Source organism: Rickettsiales bacterium, from assembly GCA_033762595.1.
Classification (GTDB): domain Bacteria; phylum Pseudomonadota; class Alphaproteobacteria; order Rickettsiales; family UBA8987; genus JANPLD01.
Genome location: JANRLM010000017.1, coordinates 1 through 19,959 on the forward strand (window position 1 = coordinate 1; position 19,959 = coordinate 19,959).

Here is a 19,959-nt window from a genome sequence, read left to right on the forward strand (position 1 = left end):
CCTGAAATAAATGTTAAAATTCACAAAAATAAGCTAGAAAAACATAATATTTTAGAAATTTTAAGCAATTATGATGTAATTATTGATGGTTCTGACAATTTTGAGACGAGATTTATAGTAAATGATGCTTGTTTAGAGCTAGGAAAGCCACTTATTTCAGGTGCTATACTTAGATTTGAGGGTCAGATAGCCTGTTTTCGCCCTTACTTAACCCCAAAAAGCCCTTGCTATAGGTGTTTTTACCCTGATGTTCCACCTGAAGGCACTATGCCAAATTGTTCAACAAACGGAATAATTGCCCCAATTGCTGGAATCATCGGCAGTATGCAAGCTCTATACGCAATCAAATTAATTACTGGAAATGATGATGGTTTAGACGGGTTTGTAACCATCTATGATGGCAAAGCCAACCAATTCCGCAAAGTTAAATTACAGAAAGATGAAAATTGTGTTTGTGGTAGTAGGTAGCTAAATCTTAGCTTTACTAAAACGCCCCGAAGGCCTCTTCCCAAGTGCCTTGCGTTGCAGCTTTGGTATATTCCGTAACACGATTTTCAAAGAAATTCGCGTGTTCAACCCCATTTAGGATTTCATCCATCCATGGCAGGGGATTTCTGGTAGAGCCGTAAATTGGCTGCAACTCAAGCTGCATCAACCTTCTATCAGCAATATAGCGAAGATAATTTTTTACATCTTTTGAAGTAAGCCCTTGAATTGAGCCATCAATATTAAATGCCAAATCAACGAATGCATCTTCGTGAGTAATAATTGTATCGCAGATTTTATAAAGCCTTTTGTTGAGTTCCTCACGATTTATATCTGGGTTTTCCTTTACGAAAGTGTGGAAAAGCCTAACAATTGAGTTTGTATGCAGAGATTCATCACGCACAGACCAAGTTACAATTTGTCCCATTCCTTTCATTTTACCAAAGCGAGGGAAATTCATCAAAATTGCGAATGAACCGAATAATTGTAACCCTTCCGTGAATGCACCAAATGCCGCAAGGGTGGTGGCAATATCTATTTTTGTATCCACGCCAAATTGTTGCATATAGTCATATTTATCTTTCATTTCCTTGTATTGCAGAAATTCAGAGTAAGTTGTTTCCGGCATTCCAATTGTATCAATAAGGTGAGAATAAGCATCAATGTGTATAGTTTCCATATTAGAAAAAGCGGAAAGCATCATCTGAATTTCAGTCGGCTGGAAAACGCGGGAATAGTGCCTCATATAGCAATTATTCACCTCAATATCCGCCTGCGTAAAAAAGCGGAAAATTTGTGTGAGCAGATATTTCTCCTGTGCGGAGAGGTTATTCTTCCAGTCTTTCACATCATCGCCCATTGGAACTTCCTCTGGCAGCCAGTGAATGCGTTGCTGTGTAAGCCAAGCCTCATACGCCCAAGGATAGTTGAATGGCTTAAAAATTGGTTCTGCTTTTAGTAAGGACATTTTTTGTACTTGTTGGTTGATGGTTTATAGTTGATGGAATTATGATTTTACAATCAACCATCAACCATCAACTATCAACTAACAACCAAATCTACCATATCTAGCGTAATCTTTTTAGAAGAATACAACATATGGTATTTCTCGCAACCATTTTTTGCAATGGTTTTTCTTTTAATTTTATTTAATTTATACTCTTGTATCTTTTCTGCAAGGTCTTCCCAATTGGAATAAAAAATGGCGTCAACTTCAGGTTCAAAGATCTCCTGTAAGCCTGTGCCAGCGTGGATTATAGTTAGTAATCCATTACCCATATATTGTGCAATTCTATCAGAGGAATAAAGCGGTGGTTGAAATTTCTCCTCAGTAAATTGGGGAAGATTAAGGCCTGTATGGCAGGTTATTAATTCATTAATATAATTCTGCCCATATTTTAGGGGAACAGAGCCTTGCCCTAAAATATTAAATTTTATATTGGGGAGTTTATTTTTAAGAAAATTTATTGTTTCTTCACGATAGCCATTACTGCCAGCGAAAAAAACATCATGCGAAAAATTTTCATTCTCAAAACATCTATATTTCTCAATTGATTCATCAACTGGATTACCAACATAGGAAACTTTTAACTTGGGGTTGATTTTTCTAAATTCATCAAGCTGAGAGCCTGAGCTTGTAAGGAAAAGTGCATCAATAAAAAGGCATCTTGATGTGAGGTAATCTTTGATTTTATCCACCCATAAAGCATCAACATTTATCTCCGCAATTCTAATGTTTTTATTTTGCTCACGAATAATTTGCAGGGTTTCATTTTCAATCATTCCGCAATGGCTGAGAAAAATAATTTCGGGTTTGAGTTCATTAATAGTTTTGAGTAATTTTTTATTTATAGTTTTTTGCGAGCCAAAACGAGATTTGAAAAAACCTTCCTGACGGGCTAAATCTCTATTAGAAAACTGATAAACCGAATGGCCATTTTTAATCAGGCCGAAATAGAATTTATAATCGCAATTATAAAAATGCTGAAAGTTTTTCTTATATCCAAAATTTCCGACAAATAATATTTTCACAGCTTCGCTGATTTAGTTTTTTGTGTTTTCTAAAATCCAAGTTAAAAAATCTGGACTTATATTATCAATATCTACACTAATGATACAAGGTATTTTGTAAGGGTGATGTTGTTTTATCAGGTTTTCAATTTCTAAAAATTTTCCTTTAACAGATTTGAACAAAACTGGAATTTCTGAAGATTTTTCAATCGTTTTATTCCATTTATAAAGTGATTTTATCCCTCCACCAATATTAGCACAGGCAATAAGATTTGCCGTAAGCAATTTGTTAGAAACTTCCTCCGCAATTTCAGAATTTGGAAAAGTAGAATAAATTAAAATAGCCGAATTCATTTAAGAAAAAAATTATGGCACCTCAAACACATTTTGATTAGAACCCGATGTAAAAAGATGAGATGCAAAATAATTATATAGTAAAATCTCTAAACTTCCCGAAGATATTGTAATTCTTGCAATACGAACACCATTATCCAGATATTCATCAATTACAATTGATGATAAATCTGGAACATATATTCTATCTAAATTAGGGTCAAATGAATAAACTTTATAAATGGCAGCACCACTTGTAGGTATATCATAGTAAATTCTATCTTTACTCCCACCACAAAGAACAACTGTTCCAGTATTGCTTCCACCTAAATCACTATAGATATAAACATTGTTTGTATTTGAAGAGTTACCCCCTGTGAGGTAAACATAATCATTGGCTTCACCCGTTCCAGGATAAACATTATTATCGCCTGCACCAACATAAATCCAATCTTCTGAGTCAGCACCTGTTATTGTGTCATTTCCTTCACCTCCATAAATTGTATTTAAAGAAGTGGATGAGGCACTACTTATGCTAATAGTATCATTACCATCTTGACCATAGGCAATGTTAAAATCTCCGCTTACATAAATTGTATCATTTCCAGCTTCACCAAAAACATTATCTGCACCCAGACCTGTATAAATTATATCATTACCATCGCCAGAATATACTGTATCATCTCCGGCACCCGCATAAATAGTGTCGTTTCCTGCACCAGAGTAAATTCTATCATTTTTTGTTCCGGTTGATTCAATATAGTCATCACCTGTGCATGTACTTCCAGTAGAGCCATTAACATCACATTTGTTCGTCTCACTGCAATATGTAAGCTCAAACACTTCGCATAAAATATTGGAAGTTCCATTCATATAAATAGTATCGTTACCATTACCCGAATAAGTTCTTACATTATTATTAACAGTTATAGTATCATTGCCTGCATAACTAAATAAATTACTAGTTCCCGTATATGTCATTGTATCACCGCAATCGGTTCCAATATTAGTATTACTTGGGGTAGTGCATGTTGAACCGCAAGACCTTGGTATTGAGCCAGGGCAACAACATTGTCCGCTAGAACAATTAGAATTAACAATACACCCACTACTTGATGAAGTTGAGCTTGATGTAGAAGATGTAGATGTAGATGTTGATGTAGAGCTTGATGTAGAACATGAAGTAGAGCTAGTTTGGAAAACATTTTGAGTTCCACTTGTGCAACCAAAAACACTAAGATTACTCCTTACGCAAATTGTATTACCACAATTATCTTGAACTCTTGAGCTACCTGAAACACCATCACAAGTAATATTTCTAGTAATAGTGGTATTTGGAAGATCTGGAACAAATATTGCATCTGTGCCATTACCTGAAGAAGTTCCAAAAGATACTACCACATCAGTTCCCCATAAACCTGCGACATGAATATAATCATCACCAGCTCCAAGCACTAAAATATCACTTCCGTCCCCAGGATAGTAATTATTAAAGTGACCACTCCCATCAGAGCTTACGCTTACTCCACTGGATGACCAATCCGTCGTAACATCTGAAAATATTAAATCATTCCCGGGGCCACCAAAAATTGTATCATTACCAGATCCCCCCGCAAGAGAATCGTTACCAGAGCTGGTTGATGTTGAGGTTGAAGTTGTAGAAGATGTTGATGTGCTACTAGGTGTAAAAGAGCCTGAAGTAGTGGTGCTACTAACTCCACTTGAAGTAGAAGTAGAAGTTGAGGTAGAAGTAGCACAAGCACCGCTTGAACTTGATCCACTTGATGCACCATCCCCATATATAAAATCATCTCCATCTCCACCAGATACAGGCTTATTATAATTAGTTACAACTGCACACCAACCACACGCAAAAGTATCTACAGAAGAGTCATTTCCCGTGCTTCCAACTATAATGTCATTTCCAGCACCAGCATCAACATAGTTGATGTTTGAATTTGCAAAAATTATTTGATCATTATCATCACCACCAAAACCACTATCCGCATTAGAGCCGTCTTTAGCGGATCCCCCTATAGTTATTATATCATCACCAGCTTCACCATAACAAAAATCTCTTATAGCAGTAGAACCTGAAGGGTTAGAGCAGTTAATAATATCATTTCCATTTCCGCCATAAACCACCCCTTGACCAGATGATTTATTAATAGTTATTGTGTCTCCACCATCTCCACCATAAGTTGTAGAAGATCCTATTGCAGTAATTGTATCATCGCCTGCATTGCCATTACAAGGTGTGCCGTTACAAGTCATAGTATCATTGCAAGCAGTTCCTGTTGTTGTAGAGCCTAATGAACAGGAGTGTGAGCAACTTAGAGGTGGTGTTCCAGGGCAACAGCACTGGCCTCCCCCACAATTTGCATCTGAAGTACAAACCCCATCTTCTTCAACACAAATGCCACCTAGACAAGATTCATCAGCCAAACAATCATCATCTGAATCACAATTACATGGCAAATTTGTTGTACATTGATCATCACAACACCTTTCAGTTGGTAATGCACAATCAGTTTGAATCGCACAATATTTTAGAAAGTCCATCGGGCAATTATAAGTGGCCGAGCTATCATTCTTTTCAAATGTATAACCTCTATAAATATCATTGTTTGTTACATCTGATGTAAAACCGTATGATTTATTAACTCCGCCTTCTACGTAATTCATTAATGTAGCAATTTGCCCAACTAAGCTCCCGCTTGAAGTTGAGGTTGAAGCATACGATAAAGTTCCAGATGAAGATGATGCAACATATGTTGCACCATAAACATTACTCTCAGTTGCATCGGTATAATATGTTATTTTGGCGCTTGTATCAGAAAATCCATCTATAGCAGGGCTTTGAGTTATAATGTGGCAAACATCTTCAAATTCTATTTTGAATCTTGGCCTACATAAAGCACCATCTTGGAATGCACCATCATAAATAAACTTAAATGGCCTTGTAGTTGTTGGAGTTGTTCCCGAAAACAAAACAGTTCCAATCGCAATATCAGCAACAACACTTCCACATGTAGCCACAGTAGTTGGCCCAGAATAAGGTAAATCCCCACCATCACAAGGCCCAACAACACATGCCACCGTTAAGCCAGAACAAGCAAGCACAGAACATTCACCAAGAGTTTCATTACAACATTCACCAGCTCCAGTATCACACTCCAGATCATCCCCACACTGACACAAGGAATTTGCACTGGCAATACAGCTAACAAAATTATCCACTTTTATAGAAGAATTCTTATTTTCAGTATCACATGTTCTACAATGAACACATGTTTTTAGAGTTAAGCCTGATGGCCTTCCCCATACAACTATATCGCCAAAAACTATAGGATTTTGGTTTGATGATATTGAGCTATCAGGGTTATTTATTGGTTTATCTGGTGAAAGCAAATATCTTATACTAGAGCCAGAATAGCTATGGTGATTGAGGGAATTATAATAATTATCCAAATAACTACCAGTTGTTACTTCTGTCGCTGTATTTTTTATTCCGTTTTTATTATAAGCCCCTATACCCTCACCATGGCTAACAATTGCATATACCGGCTCATTAGTTTCAACACTATACTTACCGTAGTTAGAATAATTTGTTGCGAGTGAATCGGTTGGAACAGCATTACCTAATATTTTAAGAGTATAGGCATGTGTTTGCATTGATAAATCATCTTTCAAATAGTAAATACATGTTTCACTTTTTGTAACAGCATTTGAAACTATGTAAGAATATCTATTGCCTTTAGAATCTATTGCACAATCATCACTTAGCCCAAGAGTTCTGCAAGGGACTACCCCCTTGAAAAACTCATGCACAAATGGTGCTGGAAATTTTCCATCGCCATAGGTTGTTAAGCTATCAACATCAAGCTTTTCTAAGCCCGAAACTGATTCGTTACAATATCCGCTTGTTGTATTCCTTGCCTCAGTTAAATAACTTGAGTTAGTAGAGGATAAATCAGTTCTCGCAGGACATGGAATATAGCCATTATTATCAGCAAAATTATTAATTGTAGTTCTTAATATACTAAGCTTCTTTACATCATTTGCTAATTGATCAGAATCTTTTTTTAACGCATAGTTAGTTATACCAACTGTAATTATAGAGGCAAAAATAGCCATGGTTAAAGCGGTTTCAAATAATGAGAAGCCAGCAATCTTATCAATCTGCTTCTTAAATATTTTGGCTATTTTTTTCAAAATCTTATTTTTTTATATATCTATAATTAATATCAAACCACATTTAACTCAAAATGCAATAATTTTAGTTAGACTAAAATTTTAATAGTATTTTTTATATGCTACAATGCTGATAAATCCTCTTTCAGACGCACTGATGAGCCGTAAATTTTTGAATCAGGATGTTTTTTGAGGCGGAATTGATTAATCGCCTGCTCAATATCATCGTGATTGATACCCAGTGAATGCATAATAAAACTGCCTATCATAAGGCTTGATTCAAAACTTTCTGCGATTGAAATATCAACACCTAAATTTTTTAATTCATTTGCCATCGCCCTATCTTTTGCCCTCGCAATGATGCGTAAATTTGGATATCTTCTTTTAATTTGGTTCGCAATTTGCAAAACTTCTGGCTGAATATCTGAAGTTAAAACCACTGCACTTGCTCTTTCAACACCAAGTTTTTCAAGATTTTCTAGTATATTACATTTGCCAAAATAAACTTGAAAACCATCTTTTCTGCCTTGATGAACATCTCTTGGATCATCATCAAGTGCAACAAATTTTATATCTTTATTTTTTAGAAGCTCTGCAGTTGTTCTGCCAATTTTATCAAACCCAACCAAAATAATATGATCTTTTATATCATTAATTTCATTTGAAATGTCTGAACTTTCATAGTGTAGTGGGTTTTTCATCTCAACCCTTCTTGCAACACCACTACCAAAATTAACAATAAGTGGCGTTATTGCCATTGAAACACTTATTGTTACAACAAAAATTTGCATTAAATCATCTGGCAGAAACCCTTTTTGATTAGCTATCGCAAAAAGAACAAAACCAAATTCACTAACTTGCGATAACATAAAGCCAGTTTTAACCGCACAACCATTTCTAAAACCAAATAATTTCGCAAGCGCGGTAATTATTGAGCTTTTTAGAATTATTGTAGAGCTAATTAAAAGGAATATTGTAAAAATATTTTCAATTAAAATTGAATAATCAATTTTCATACCGACCGTTATAAAAAACAGCCCAAGAAAAATACCTTTGAAAGGTTTAATATCCGTTTCAACTTGTGCTCTAAATTCAGTTTCCGCAATTAATAAACCTGCGATAAATGCACCGAAAGCAAGGGACATTCCATATTTTTCTGAGAATAATGCACTGCCCAAAACTATAAAAAACATTAATGCCACGAATAATTCTTGGCTTTTTAATGATGCTACAACCCTAAAAATAGGCCCGAAAAGTTTTTTACCTACAAGAACAATTATAACCATTACCACAAAACCCTGCACTAAAGCGAGGGCTAGAGAATTAACAATATTAGATTTCTCGTCTGCAAGCATTGGAATTACTATCAAAAGCGGAATGAAAGCTAAATCTTGCAGAATAAGTGTTGCTATTGAAAGCCTGCCGTGCTGAGTATTTTCTTCGCCTCGCTCTTTGAGAACTTGAAAAATCACTGGTGTTGAAGAAAGTGCAAAAACAAAACCTGTTACAAAAGCAATTTTGAAATCATTACTTATAAAATACGCAATGGCAGAAAATACAGAGCCACAAATCAAAACCTGAAGCCCACCAAAGCCAAAAACATGTTTTCGCATCGCAATAAGTCTCTCTAATGATAATTCCAGAGCGATTGCAAATAGCAAAAACACTACACCAAGCTCGGCTAAATGCTTAATTTGTTCAGTTTCTGTAATAACCTTAAACCCTTGTGGGCCAATAATTCCGCCAACCACCAGATATCCAAGCACTGGGCTAAGGTTCAATTTTTTGAACAACGCAACAATCCCAACCGATGCGGCAAGTAAAAGAACAATATCTGTAAGAAAATGAGCTCCTTGCATTCGTGAAATAGGATTAATTTTGAATTTTTGAAAAGATTAACTATTTATAACTGATAATGATTATTTATAAAGTCATCTTTTTCTATATATGAAAATTTGTGTTTTAGGTGCTGGTTTTATTGGGGTTACAACCGCTTATTTTTTCGCAAGAGAAGGCTACGAGGTTACAATAATTGATCGCCATAAAAATGCTGGTGAGGAATGTAGCTTTTCAAATGGCGCACAACTTTCATATTGCCACGCAGAGCCTTGGGGAAGCCTCAAAACCCTAAAGCAAGGGCTTTCTTGGCTTGGTAGAAATGATAAACCTTTGCTATTTCGTTTTCGTTTAGACCCGCAAATGTGGCAATGGATTTTACGATTTCTAACCTATTGCAACAAAAATTCTGCGATTCAGAATACTCAAAAAATTTTGGAGCTTGGTTTATTATCAAGAAAAATTCTACACGAAAATATTAAAGATTTTGATTTTAATTTTGAATATCAAAAAGGCGGAAAATTATTCATTTTTGAAAATGAAAAAGATTTTGAAACCTATCTAAAACAAGCAAGAATTCAAGAATTGATGGGTTCAAACTATCAAATTCTTAATGAGAAAGAAGCCCTTGCCTATGAACCATCTTTGCAGAATATCGCACCACAAATTAAGGGCTATATTAGAGACCCTCTTGATGAATCCGCAGATGCATATTTATTCACTTTAGGCCTTACTGAGAAACTTAAAAAAATGCCAAATGTTGAAATTTTATTTGAAAATGAAATTGAAAATGCAACGCTTGAAAACAACAAAATTACCTCAGTAAAAACCAACAAACAAAATATAAAAGCCGATAAATTTATTTTATGCTTGGGGGCTTATTCCCCAATATTTGCCAAGAAAATTGGGCTTAATTTGCCAATTTATCCAATAAAAGGTTATAGCATCACCGCCGATATTTTACAAAGTGAAAAAGCACCAATAAATAGCATCACTAATTATTTTGAAAAGATTGTTTTCTCTCGCCTTGGTAATAAATTAAGAGTGGCTGGAACAGCTGAGTTTGCTGGCTATAATCACGATATTTTTGAGCCAAGAATTGATATGCTAAAAAATTCATTAAGTAGGCATTTTCCTGATGCTTGTAATTTAGAAAATATTACTAAATGGGCTTGCTTAAGGCCTTCAACGCCTAATAGCCTGCCAATGATTGGTAAAACTAAAATAGAAAATTTATATCTAAATACTGGACACGGCACGCTCGGCTGGACACAAAATTTCGCCTCCGCACAAATGATTTATGATATTGTTAGGTATAGATAAATATAAGCTCCTTAACCTCCAATTGTCACACCGCATTTATTGAGGGGTTATTTCTAAAATAGTCACTTTCACTTCATACCCGCGGATGCGGGTATCCATTATTTTATATTATAGATTTCCGCTGGAGTTTACCCCGTGCTTGACACGGGGCGGGAATGAAAAATGCTGTAACTATTAAATTAAGCTCCTTAACCCCGCAATAAATGCGGGGTGAAACTAAAGAGAAAAAACTACAGAAATTAATTAAAATCTACCTTTGCCTAACAATACCTATTTATGATATAGCTAAAACCAATTAAACCTAATTTGTAGTCTTGATAGAATTACATGCTCATCTTGCCTATCCGCACCTGATAAACCGCCACCTTCAAATTGCGTTGTTTCATAATTTAACATTAATTTTAATTCTTTAGTTGGAAACCAATTAACACCTATAGTTTGCGAGTTTGCTGATTTTACCGAATTAGAAATATTTGAAATATTATTTGCAAAACTTGCTTCATCAAAGCTAATTCCAGAAACCCTTGCCGCCACTTGAAAAGCCCCTAAGCCTTTATCTTTCAAGCTAAATTCATTAAAAGGTAAAACCGCCTGATTGAAATTAAAATTTTCCCCTGTAAGCATATAAGATGCCGTAACACCCCAAGCGTTGTTATTAACTTGTGTTATTAAACCGGCATTATTGTTAATTTCTGATTCATTAATTGCATATTCTGAGAGCAAACCAAAATTTTTGTAATACCAATATCCTTGCGGTAAAAACCTAGTTTGAATTCCGTCAGCAAAGCAAGTTGCACAATAACTAAATATTCTTGTAAAAGATGTAGTGTTATAATTTGAAACCTGCCTTTTTCTTAGATCTCCATCTCTTTCACCCACTGAATATGAAAAACCTACACCGAGATTTTCAAAAACTTCTCCATTTCCTCGCAGAGGGAATGAAAATAATTTGAGCATAAAATCTTTTTTATCATCAAAATCGTGCTGAGGATTTGCAAAATCTCTCGCACCACCTGTAACACCAATATTATATTCCAATCTTTTATTCGCAATTAAGCCCCAAAAATATGAACCCATATCCCAACCCGGGGCAAATTGCGTAGTGTAACCCCTTTCAATTAGCATTGTGTCATTAGCTAAATTCCACCTTTCCAAACTAAGTGGCGATCTAAATTTACCAAAGCGAACATTAACTTCAGGCGTGATTGCATAATCAATAAAAGCATCAAAAAAAGTAGGGCTGTTTTGGTTTGATTCTGTCATCAAACGATAAGAAATTTTATCAAAAACACCCGTTGAAATAACCCGCAAACGACGATTAACAAATCTATTATTAACCTCATCACCATAATCATTAAAAAAACTTCTATAATCAGAATGTGTAAAGCCGAATAATCTAATATTTTTATCCTTCAGAAAATTATTATTTTCCTCTTCATAATTGGTAAATTCTTTTTGGAAATTCTTGCTGGAAGCCGCAAAAGAACTATCACTCAAAAAAATAATCACCAAAAACAGAAAAAATATTTTGTAAAATTTATCCTTCATAAAAGATTACCCTTAACAAATTATCTATTTACAACTATAAATGGAATTTGATTAAGTTTATTTTTTTGTATTGAAAAAAATATTGCGTTAAATTTTCTTTAAGTGATATATAACAAACATACCCAATTAATTTTAATATGAAAATTTCCCTCTCAAATATTACTCGTAAAACATTTTTATTAGCTTCTGTTTTTTGTTTGGTTTCTTGCCAAGCATTAAATTCTCAGCCTAACGACAATTACTCTGCAAACCCAGTTAGAATTGTTGAAGATGATAAAAATGATAATCTTATTAAAGATTCTGAAAAATCTAGAATTGTTATTCCTTCGGTTTCTGAAAAGATTGTTATTAACAAGGATACAGTTTCTCAAAAAACTATTGAAGTTTCTGAGCCTAAAATCTCAGTAACAGATGATGAAAAACTGGTTCAAGTTGAAACTCCTAAGGTTGAAGTTGTTAAGTACACAAACTTAGTTAAAAAAGAGGAAGAGCAAAAACCAGAAATTAAAATTGAACCAATTAAGGTTACTGAAACAAAAACCCTTGAAACACCGGCAATCCCAAGCTCAGATGGAATTGATACTGAGTCAGCTTCCAATGCATCTGTTGGTGAATGCTATGGAAAAGTTAGAATTGCACCAAAATTCAAAGAAGTTACTGAGCAAGTTTTAGTTGAACCTGAAAGAGTTCAAAATTCTCTAATTCCTGCAAAATACGCAACTAAAGAAGAAGAAATAGTAGTTAAAGAGGAAACTTATAAATTTGTTGAAATTCCAGCAACTTACAAAACCATTACAGAGCAAGTTGTTATTGAGCCAGAAAAAACTCAAATAATTACTATTCCAGCAAAATATACAACTATAAAAGAAAGAGTTATTGCAACTCCTGCAAGAAAAGTTTGGAAAAAAGGCAATGGGCTTATTACAAAAGTTGGTCAAGATGGTGATATTTTGTGCTTAGTTGAAGAGCCTGCAACTTATAAAGAAATTGATAAACAAATAGAGATTGAGCCAGAAAGAAAGGAAACAAGAATTATCCCCGCGGTTACTAAAACAATCACTAAACAAGTTGTTGATGCCCCTGCTAAAGTAGAAAAAATCTATGTTCCAGCAGTTAAGCAGAAAGTTCAAAGAAAAGTTTTAGTTGAGGCTGAAAAAACCATCTCAAATAAAATTCCACCAGTTTATAAAATAGTTAGAAAGCAAGTTCAAACTTCTGAGCCTAGAGTTGAGCTTAAACCAGTTATTTGCGAAAGAAACATCAATTCTGACTTAATCTACAGGTTGCAAGCAGCACTTGCTGGCAGAGGTTATGATGTTGGCGTGATTGATGGCAAATTCGGCACAAAAACCGCTGAAGCAATCTATCTATTCCAAAAATCTCTTGGTTTAGAGTCAAGCGGTATTACTTTTGACGCTATAAAAGCACTCAACATTCAAACTAACTAATTATCGTGAAGATAATTCTTAACGGAGAAGATATTGATATTTCATCAGGCTTTTCAGTTTCTGATTTAATTAATTCATTCTCACTTGATGTTAGAAAAATCGCTGTTGAGAAAAATCTTGAAATCGTCTCAAGATCAAAATTCTCTGATGAAATTTTACAAGAAAATGATATTATAGAAATTATTCATTTTATTGGCGGTGGCTGATGAGTATTTCTTTAATTAGAATTTTTGCGATATTTATAATTACTTTCCCATCTAATTTATTTGCTCAAAATTTTGTAGTTTATGACTGCCAAGAGCAAAAGAAAAAGATTGAAGAATATCTCCAAATTTTCCCAGAGTGTAATGTTGATGATGATTGCAGATATTTTGATTATGGCTATCCATGGCAAGGTGATGCCTGCAATAAAGCTATAATTAGCAAATCCCAAGAGAAGAAAAACCTAAAATATCTATCTTCTATTGAAGAATATAATAAAAATTGTATATATGATAAACCTAATGAATTAGAGAAGTTTGAAGCTTTCAATTCAGAATTGATTGAAAAAGAATGCTCAAACTTGCCAAGATTATTCTGCTTAAAAGGCGTTTGCAGAAACCAATATTACCCCTTAATTTTTGACGATGTTGATTCTCTTAGATAATTATGACAGCTTCACTTATAATCTGGTGCATTATATTGAGGAGCTTGGAAAAAAAGTTCAAGTTTTTAGAAATGATGAGAAATCTGTTGAAGAAATCTTATCACTAAAACCTAGTGGAATTGTTATTTCACCGGGACCTTGTGATCCAGATAGAGCTGGCATCAGCAAGGATTTAATAAAGCAAGCAAGCAATAATAATTTACCAGTTCTTGGGGTTTGTTTAGGGCATCAAGCAATTGGTGAAGTTTTTGGTGGCAAAGTTATTAGAGCTGAAATTCCAATGCATGGAAAAATCTCAGAAATTACTCATAATGGCAAAGGGCTTTTTGAAAACCTCCCCTCGCCTTTCAAAGCAACTCGTTATCATTCACTCATTATTGAAAAAAAATCATTTCCTAAAGATTTGCAAATCACCGCTTGGTGTGACGATATAATAATGGGCGTTCAGCATATCTCAAAGCCAGTATTCGGTGTGCAATTCCACCCAGAAAGCATCGCCTCAGAATTCGGCCACGATATAATAAAAAACTTCCTGAAAAATTGGTGAGTGCTCACTAACCATAGATATAACTAAATTTATGCTATTTTTCATCTGTAATGTCACCTCGCATTTATTGCGGGGTTATTTGTAAAATACACACTTTCACTTCATACCTGCGGAAGCGGGTATCCATTATTTTATATTATAGATTCCCGCTGGAGTTTACCCCGTGCTTGACACGGGGCGGGAATGAAAAATGGCGTAGCTATTCTTAACCCCGCAATAAATGCGGAGTGACAATTGCGGTTAAGGGGTAAAAATCTATGGTTAGTAATCACTAACAAAAATTGCCTATAAACTAGCCTCAATTAATTTATTAAGGTTGCTTGTGAAGTGCTTGATATCTGGCACTGGCTCACCTTCAGTGATATTTGCTTCAGCAAATAAAAGCAGAATTAGATTTTTTGCTTTTTCTAAATCTTGAGAATTATTATTTTTTGAATCATCAGCTATTTTTGCTAATTTCTTGATTATATTATGTTCAGGATTAATCTCAAAAATTTTTGCAGTTGATGTTTGAATTTGCTTGTTTTCAACTAAAAATCTCTCAAGTCTAATATCCATCGCACCCTCTGGAACAGAAAGGCAAGCAGGGCTTTCATAAAGTTTATTTGTTTTCTTAACTGAGCTAATTTTATCGCCCAAAACTTCCTTAATTAGATTAATTAAATTATTTAAATTGCCTTTATTTTCAGCAGAAGTATTTTCTTCTTGTGGGTTTTTATTTTCAGCATTTTCGGTTTTTATTTCTTCCAAATCATCACCTGATTTAATTACAGATTTGAATTTATGTCCTTTATATTCATGCAGAACATTAACCCAAAAATCATCAACGCTATCTGTTAGAATTATAACCTCAAAGCCCCTTTTAACGAAGCCCTCAAGCTGAGGGTTATCAAGACCTGTCTTCCTATCAGGTGAGTTAATATAATAAATTGCTTTTTGATTTTCTTTGATATTTTCAATATATTGTTTTAGGCTGATAAATTCCTCAGATTTATTGGTTTGGAACAGGCAAGCCTCTAAAATTTCATCTCTTGGCTCTAAGCCATCGCAAAGGCCTTCCTTAAGAACCGCCCCAAAATTCTGCCAAAATTTATTATAATTTTCTCTATCATTAGTTAATTTATTTGATAATTCTTTCAAAATCTTTTTCGTGATAGAAGTTTTGATTTTCTGCATCACATTATTATTTTGAATAGTTTCACGGCTAATATTTAGCGGTAAATCATTACTATCAACTACACCCCTTATGAACCTTAGATAGGCAGGTATTACATCTAAATTCTCAGAAATTAGAACTCTTTTTATGTATAATTTGAGGCGAGTTATTCTATCTGGGTGATATAAATCAAATGGCTTTTTTGAAGGCACAAAAAGCAGGGAATTATATTCAACCAAGCCTTCTGCCTTATTGTGAATGGTTAAAAATGGTTTGTCATCACCTAAATGAGAAAGCGATTTATAAAATTCTTCATATTCCTCATTTGTGATTTCATTTTTATTTTTTAGCCATAGTGCTTTTCCTTCATTTACTAGGATTTCTGGGCTTTCTGCATCTTTGAAATAAATTTTGAATGCGATGTGATTTGAATAATTATCAATTATATTTTTGAGGTGAAATTTATCTAAAAAATCATCTTCTTCAGGTTTAATATGGAGTGTAATTATTGTTCCTCTACCGATGTTTGCTGAAGATTCTTCAATTGTAAATTCACCATCACCCTTAGAATTCCAGATGTGAGCTTTAGTTTCACCCGCATATTGCGAGATAACATTTACATTATCTGCAATCATAAAAGCAGAATAAAAACCCACGCCAAACTGGCCGATTAATTGATTGTCCTTAAAATTATCATTAGCGATATTTTCCAAAAATTTTTGTGTCCCACTGCGTGCAATTGTTCCAAGATTTTCAATAAGATTTTCTCGCGTCATTCCAATTCCATTATCAGAAATTTTGAGCAGGCGATTTTTTTTATCTAGCTCAATTTTGATTTTTAACTCATCAGCGCCAAGCAAATCAGGCTGCTGAATTGCCAAATATCTTAGTTTATCACAAGCATCTGAGGCGTTGGAGATAAGCTCACGCAGAACAATATCCTTATTTTGATAAAGCGAATGAACCATTAGGTTAAAAACCTTATCAGTTTCCGCTGAGAATTTTAGAGTTTGTTTGGTCATAATTTTGTAAAATATTTTTGTATAAATTTAGTAACACAATCGCCAATTTCAAGAGTATTGCTATTATTTTTTCTTTTTAATTTTACCTTTTGCAAATTAATTCTATTAATTAGAAAACCAAAATTTTCAAACTATGAAAAAAGCCTTTGATATAAAATTCCAAAATCTTGCAAAAAAATCTTCAAATTCTGTATTTTTAATTGGTGAAAAACTCATATTTTCTGAGGAGTTGAAGAAGTTAGATAATTCCCATAGTGGCATTATAAAAAAGGCTATTTCTGATGCTAAATTTGATGGCAAACGAAAAAAGTTTTTATCAATTTTTTTGAATGATAAATCAGTTTCAAGGGTAATTTTAGCTGGTATTGGTGAAGATAAGCAGAAAAACGCTGAAAAATCTGTGCGTGAATTAGGGGCGGAAATTCAATCTCATCTGCAAGATGCAAAAATTTCTGAGGCTTCAATTATCGTTGAAAAAAATATTTACGGCCTTGAAAATGCTGAAGCAAGTGCGAATATAGCTTATGGGGCAATTTTGAAAGGTTATAATTTCTTAAAATATTTCACTAAGAAAAAAGAAGAGGAAAAACCAAGCCTAAAAGCACTTCATATTTGTTCGGCAAATGATAAAAAATCGGCAGAAAAATTCACGAAATTAGAGGCAATTGCTGATGCAGTTTATGTTGCTAGAAATTATGTTTGTGAGCCACCTAATGTTATTTATCCTGAGAGTTATGCGAATCTCATCAAAGAGGATTTCAAAAATCTCAATATAAAAGTTGAAATTTTAGACGCAAAACAAATGCAAAAACTCGGAATGAACACCCTGCTTGGCGTTGGGCAAGGTAGCTCCAAGGAATCTCGAATGGTGATTATGAGCTATAATGGCTCGCCCAAAAAGAATGATGCACCAATTGCGTTTGTTGGTAAGGGCGTTTGCTTTGATACTGGTGGAATTAGCATCAAACCAAGCGATGGTATGGAAGATATGAAATATGATATGGGCGGTTCTGCGGCTGTTGTTGGTGCTATGCGTTCACTTGCTGGTAGAAAGGCAAAAGTAAATGCGGTTGGAATTGTTGGGCTTGTTGAAAATATGCCAGATGGCAACGCCCAAAGGCCAAGCGATGTTGTGATTTCAATGAGTGGCCAAAGCGTTGAAGTGCTTAACACTGACGCTGAAGGAAGGCTAGTTCTTGCTGATGCATTATGGTATTGCCAGCAAAGATTCAATCCAAAATTTATGATTGATTTAGCAACCCTAACAGGTGCTTGCGTTATTGCTTTGGGGCAACACAAAGCAGGCTTACTTTCAAATGATGATACTTTAGCTAAACAAATTTTTGAAGCTGGTGAGGAAGTTTCAGAAAATGTATGGCGTTTACCAATGGGTGATGAATATGATAGGCAGATTGATTCTAAAATCGCAGATGTTCAGAATATCAGCAATATGAAAGGCGGTGGCACAATAACTGCTGCACAATTTTTACAAAGATTTGTAAATGGCAAAAAATGGGCTCACTTAGATATTGCAGGGGTTGCTTGGGCTACAAAAGAAAAATCGCTCGTGCCAGTAAATGTTGCAACCGGCTTCGGCGTGCAACTTCTTGATAGGCTAGTTGCAAAATTTTATGAAAACTAATCTATTAAACTAAATTAATCTCCAATATTCTTGAAAAATAAAATTTTATAGTGCTATATAACTTTAGTTCAATTTATTGGAAAATTTAATGGATTTTAGAGCCGATAAAAAAGTTAAAATATCTGAATTACTGCTTGCGGTTTTATCTCCTGAGCATAAATTTTATAAGCTCGCACTTGTTTACGGCGTTGCGATTGGTATTCTAACTTTGGCTGTTCCAATAGCTGTGCAAACTTTAATTGGTGCGGTTGCAAACACTGCAATTTACACGCCTGTTATAGTTCTTGCGATAGTTCTTTTTATAGTTCTACTTTTTTATGTTCTATTAAACTCGCTTCAAATTTATATTTTAGAAGTTTTTGAAAGACATTTTTTCAGTCGTATAGTTTCAGAGATAGTTCTCACAAATATTTACGCAAAACATTCTTACTTTGAAAGCATTAACCGAGATGAGCTGATTAATAGATATTTTGATGTGATGAATGTGCAAGAAATTATGCCAAAGCTCTTGATAGATGGCTTTGCACTTGCCCTACAAACTATTGTTGGAATTTTAGTAGTTTCTTTCTATCACCCTGCCCTTTTAATGTTTAATATTGTTTTGGTTGCGTTCATCTATGTAACTATAAAAATATGGAGTATGCCTTCTATTAGAACAGCAATTAGCCTTTCAAAATCAAAATATAATGTTGCGAAATGGCTTGAAGAATTAGCTAGAATTAATAGCAATTTCAAATCTGAAAGAGCGATAATTTACGCCCTAAAAAAATCAGATGAATTAGTTTCAAAATACAATGATTACAAAAAAAGGCACTTCAAGCAAGTATTCACGCAATCAGTAGTTTTTTATCTTTTATACGCAATTTTTAGTGCGGCTTTACTTGGAATTGGCGGTTCATTGGTTGTTTCAAACCAGTTGACTTTAGGTCAGTTAGTTGCATCTGAGTTAATTTTATCTGCGATATTTTATGCACTTTCAAAAGCTGGTGGCTATCTTAAACATTACTATAAATTATGTGCAGCAGTTGAGGAAATTACCCACCTTTTTGATGTTCCACTTGAAAGGGAAACAGGACACAAAATATTAGATACTTGCAGAAACAACATTAGCTTTGATAAGGCTGAATTTACTTATCGTGATCAAAAAATATTATTAAATTTTTCTATCCCTGAGAATTGTAAAATCCTTGCCAGCTCTGATTCCTATGTGGTAGAAAAAACTTTTATTGATTCTCTAAACCGATACATTGAGCCAAACAAAGGCAGGGTTTTAATTAATGATAATGATATTTATGATTTTGAAATCCACAATTATAGAAATAATATTTCAATAGTTGATAATGCCTTTTTATTAGAGGGAACAATTTATCAATTTATGAAATTTTGCTCACCGCAAGCAAGCCGCACTGAAATACTTGAAACGCTCAAAATGTTTGAAGTTTATAACACTGTTGAAAGCTTGAAAGAGGGTATAAACACTAAGGTTACTCATACTGGTTTTCCGCTTTCTCACCCTGAAGTTATAAGGTTGAAGCTCGCTGGGGCGTTCATTTCTAAGCCTAAAATTTTAGTAATTGGTGAACTTTTTGATATGGTCGCAAATGCAAGAAGGGAGCGAATTATGGAGCGTCTATCAAAGGTTGAAGGTTTAACGCTTATCTATTTCACTAATAGAATTAACTTGCGAACTTTTGATAAATTTATGTATCTCGGTTGGCAAGAAACAAAATTTTTTGACACTATTGAAGAGCTTAAGAAGCAATAATTT

The 19,959-nt window shown here is 34.2% G+C and carries 15 protein-coding genes; 8 read left to right on the top strand and 7 right to left on the bottom strand.

All coding sequences use genetic code 11. The features are described 5' to 3' along the window. Positions 1 to 468, top strand: a 468-nt coding sequence (locus SFT90_01190) for a ThiF family adenylyltransferase (GenBank protein MDX1949096.1), incomplete at its 5' end; no start/stop codon positions are given. A gap of 16 nt (positions 469 to 484) precedes the next feature. Here SFT90_01190 and SFT90_01195 read toward each other — a convergent pair. The 5 genes from SFT90_01195 to SFT90_01215 all read right to left on the bottom strand — a co-directional run bounded on the left by SFT90_01195 (position 485) and on the right by SFT90_01215 (position 8,882). Beyond that, positions 485 to 1,453 carry a ribonucleotide-diphosphate reductase subunit beta gene (locus SFT90_01195; GenBank protein ID MDX1949097.1) on the bottom strand — a complete coding sequence of 323 codons (969 nt, stop codon included), beginning with the start codon at positions 1,451 to 1,453 and terminating at the stop codon, positions 485 to 487. A gap of 74 nt (positions 1,454 to 1,527) precedes the next feature. Continuing rightward, positions 1,528 to 2,517 carry a glycosyltransferase gene (locus SFT90_01200; GenBank protein ID MDX1949098.1) on the bottom strand — a complete coding sequence of 330 codons (990 nt, stop codon included), beginning with the start codon at positions 2,515 to 2,517 and terminating at the stop codon, positions 1,528 to 1,530. Positions 2,518 to 2,529: 12 nt separating this feature from the next. After that, positions 2,530 to 2,850, bottom strand: coding sequence for a divalent-cation tolerance protein CutA (gene cutA, locus SFT90_01205; protein MDX1949099.1), 321 nt, complete (start codon positions 2,848 to 2,850; stop codon positions 2,530 to 2,532). Positions 2,851 to 2,862: 12 nt separating this feature from the next. Next, positions 2,863 to 7,044 (bottom strand): calcium-binding protein, encoded by a 4,182-nt coding sequence (locus SFT90_01210; GenBank protein MDX1949100.1) that lies wholly within the window; start codon positions 7,042 to 7,044, stop codon positions 2,863 to 2,865. A 101-nt stretch (positions 7,045 to 7,145) separates the two neighbouring features. After that, entirely contained in the window at positions 7,146 to 8,882 is a 1,737-nt protein-coding gene (locus SFT90_01215) for a monovalent cation:proton antiporter-2 (CPA2) family protein (GenBank protein MDX1949101.1), read from the bottom strand. 88 nt (positions 8,883 to 8,970) lie between these two features. On the opposite strand from SFT90_01215, the gene SFT90_01220 reads away from it, so the two are divergent. Then, positions 8,971 to 10,182 carry a D-amino acid dehydrogenase gene (locus SFT90_01220; protein MDX1949102.1) on the top strand — a complete coding sequence of 404 codons (1,212 nt, stop codon included), beginning with the start codon at positions 8,971 to 8,973 and terminating at the stop codon, positions 10,180 to 10,182. Positions 10,183 to 10,467: 285 nt separating this feature from the next. Here the strand turns inward: SFT90_01220 and SFT90_01225 are convergent, their stop codons facing one another. Continuing rightward, entirely contained in the window at positions 10,468 to 11,730 is a 1,263-nt protein-coding gene (locus SFT90_01225) for a porin (GenBank protein MDX1949103.1), read from the bottom strand. 137 nt (positions 11,731 to 11,867) lie between these two features. On the opposite strand from SFT90_01225, the gene SFT90_01230 reads away from it, so the two are divergent. From SFT90_01230 to SFT90_01245, 4 genes are read left to right on the top strand one after another with little or no spacing between them, the layout of a single operon-like run. After that, the gene (locus SFT90_01230) at positions 11,868 to 13,178 is read left to right on the top strand and encodes a peptidoglycan-binding domain-containing protein (GenBank protein MDX1949104.1); all 1,311 of its coding nucleotides are present in this window, start codon (positions 11,868 to 11,870) and stop codon (positions 13,176 to 13,178) included. 5 nt (positions 13,179 to 13,183) lie between these two features. Continuing rightward, positions 13,184 to 13,384 (top strand): sulfur carrier protein ThiS, encoded by a 201-nt coding sequence (gene thiS, locus SFT90_01235; GenBank protein ID MDX1949105.1) that lies wholly within the window; start codon positions 13,184 to 13,186, stop codon positions 13,382 to 13,384. Further along, complete coding sequence (locus tag SFT90_01240; protein ID MDX1949106.1) at positions 13,384 to 13,824, top strand: hypothetical protein; 441 nt, start codon at positions 13,384 to 13,386, stop codon at positions 13,822 to 13,824. Before thiS ends, SFT90_01240 begins: the two co-directional genes overlap by 1 nt. After that, positions 13,805 to 14,371 carry an aminodeoxychorismate/anthranilate synthase component II gene (locus SFT90_01245; protein MDX1949107.1) on the top strand — a complete coding sequence of 189 codons (567 nt, stop codon included), beginning with the start codon at positions 13,805 to 13,807 and terminating at the stop codon, positions 14,369 to 14,371. The genes SFT90_01240 and SFT90_01245 overlap by 20 nt, the downstream gene beginning before the upstream one ends. A gap of 285 nt (positions 14,372 to 14,656) precedes the next feature. Here SFT90_01245 and htpG read toward each other — a convergent pair whose 3' ends face one another. Next, on the bottom strand, positions 14,657 to 16,549 hold the full coding sequence (htpG, locus tag SFT90_01250; GenBank protein ID MDX1949108.1) for a molecular chaperone HtpG: 1,893 nt from the start codon (positions 16,547 to 16,549) through the stop codon (positions 14,657 to 14,659). A 133-nt stretch (positions 16,550 to 16,682) separates the two neighbouring features. Here htpG and SFT90_01255 point away from each other — a divergent pair, with 133 nt between their 5' ends. After that, on the top strand, positions 16,683 to 18,191 hold the full coding sequence (locus SFT90_01255; GenBank protein MDX1949109.1) for a leucyl aminopeptidase: 1,509 nt from the start codon (positions 16,683 to 16,685) through the stop codon (positions 18,189 to 18,191). A gap of 88 nt (positions 18,192 to 18,279) precedes the next feature. Then, positions 18,280 to 19,956 carry an ABC transporter transmembrane domain-containing protein gene (locus SFT90_01260; GenBank protein MDX1949110.1) on the top strand — a complete coding sequence of 559 codons (1,677 nt, stop codon included), beginning with the start codon at positions 18,280 to 18,282 and terminating at the stop codon, positions 19,954 to 19,956. Positions 19,957 to 19,959 lie beyond the last annotated feature (3 nt).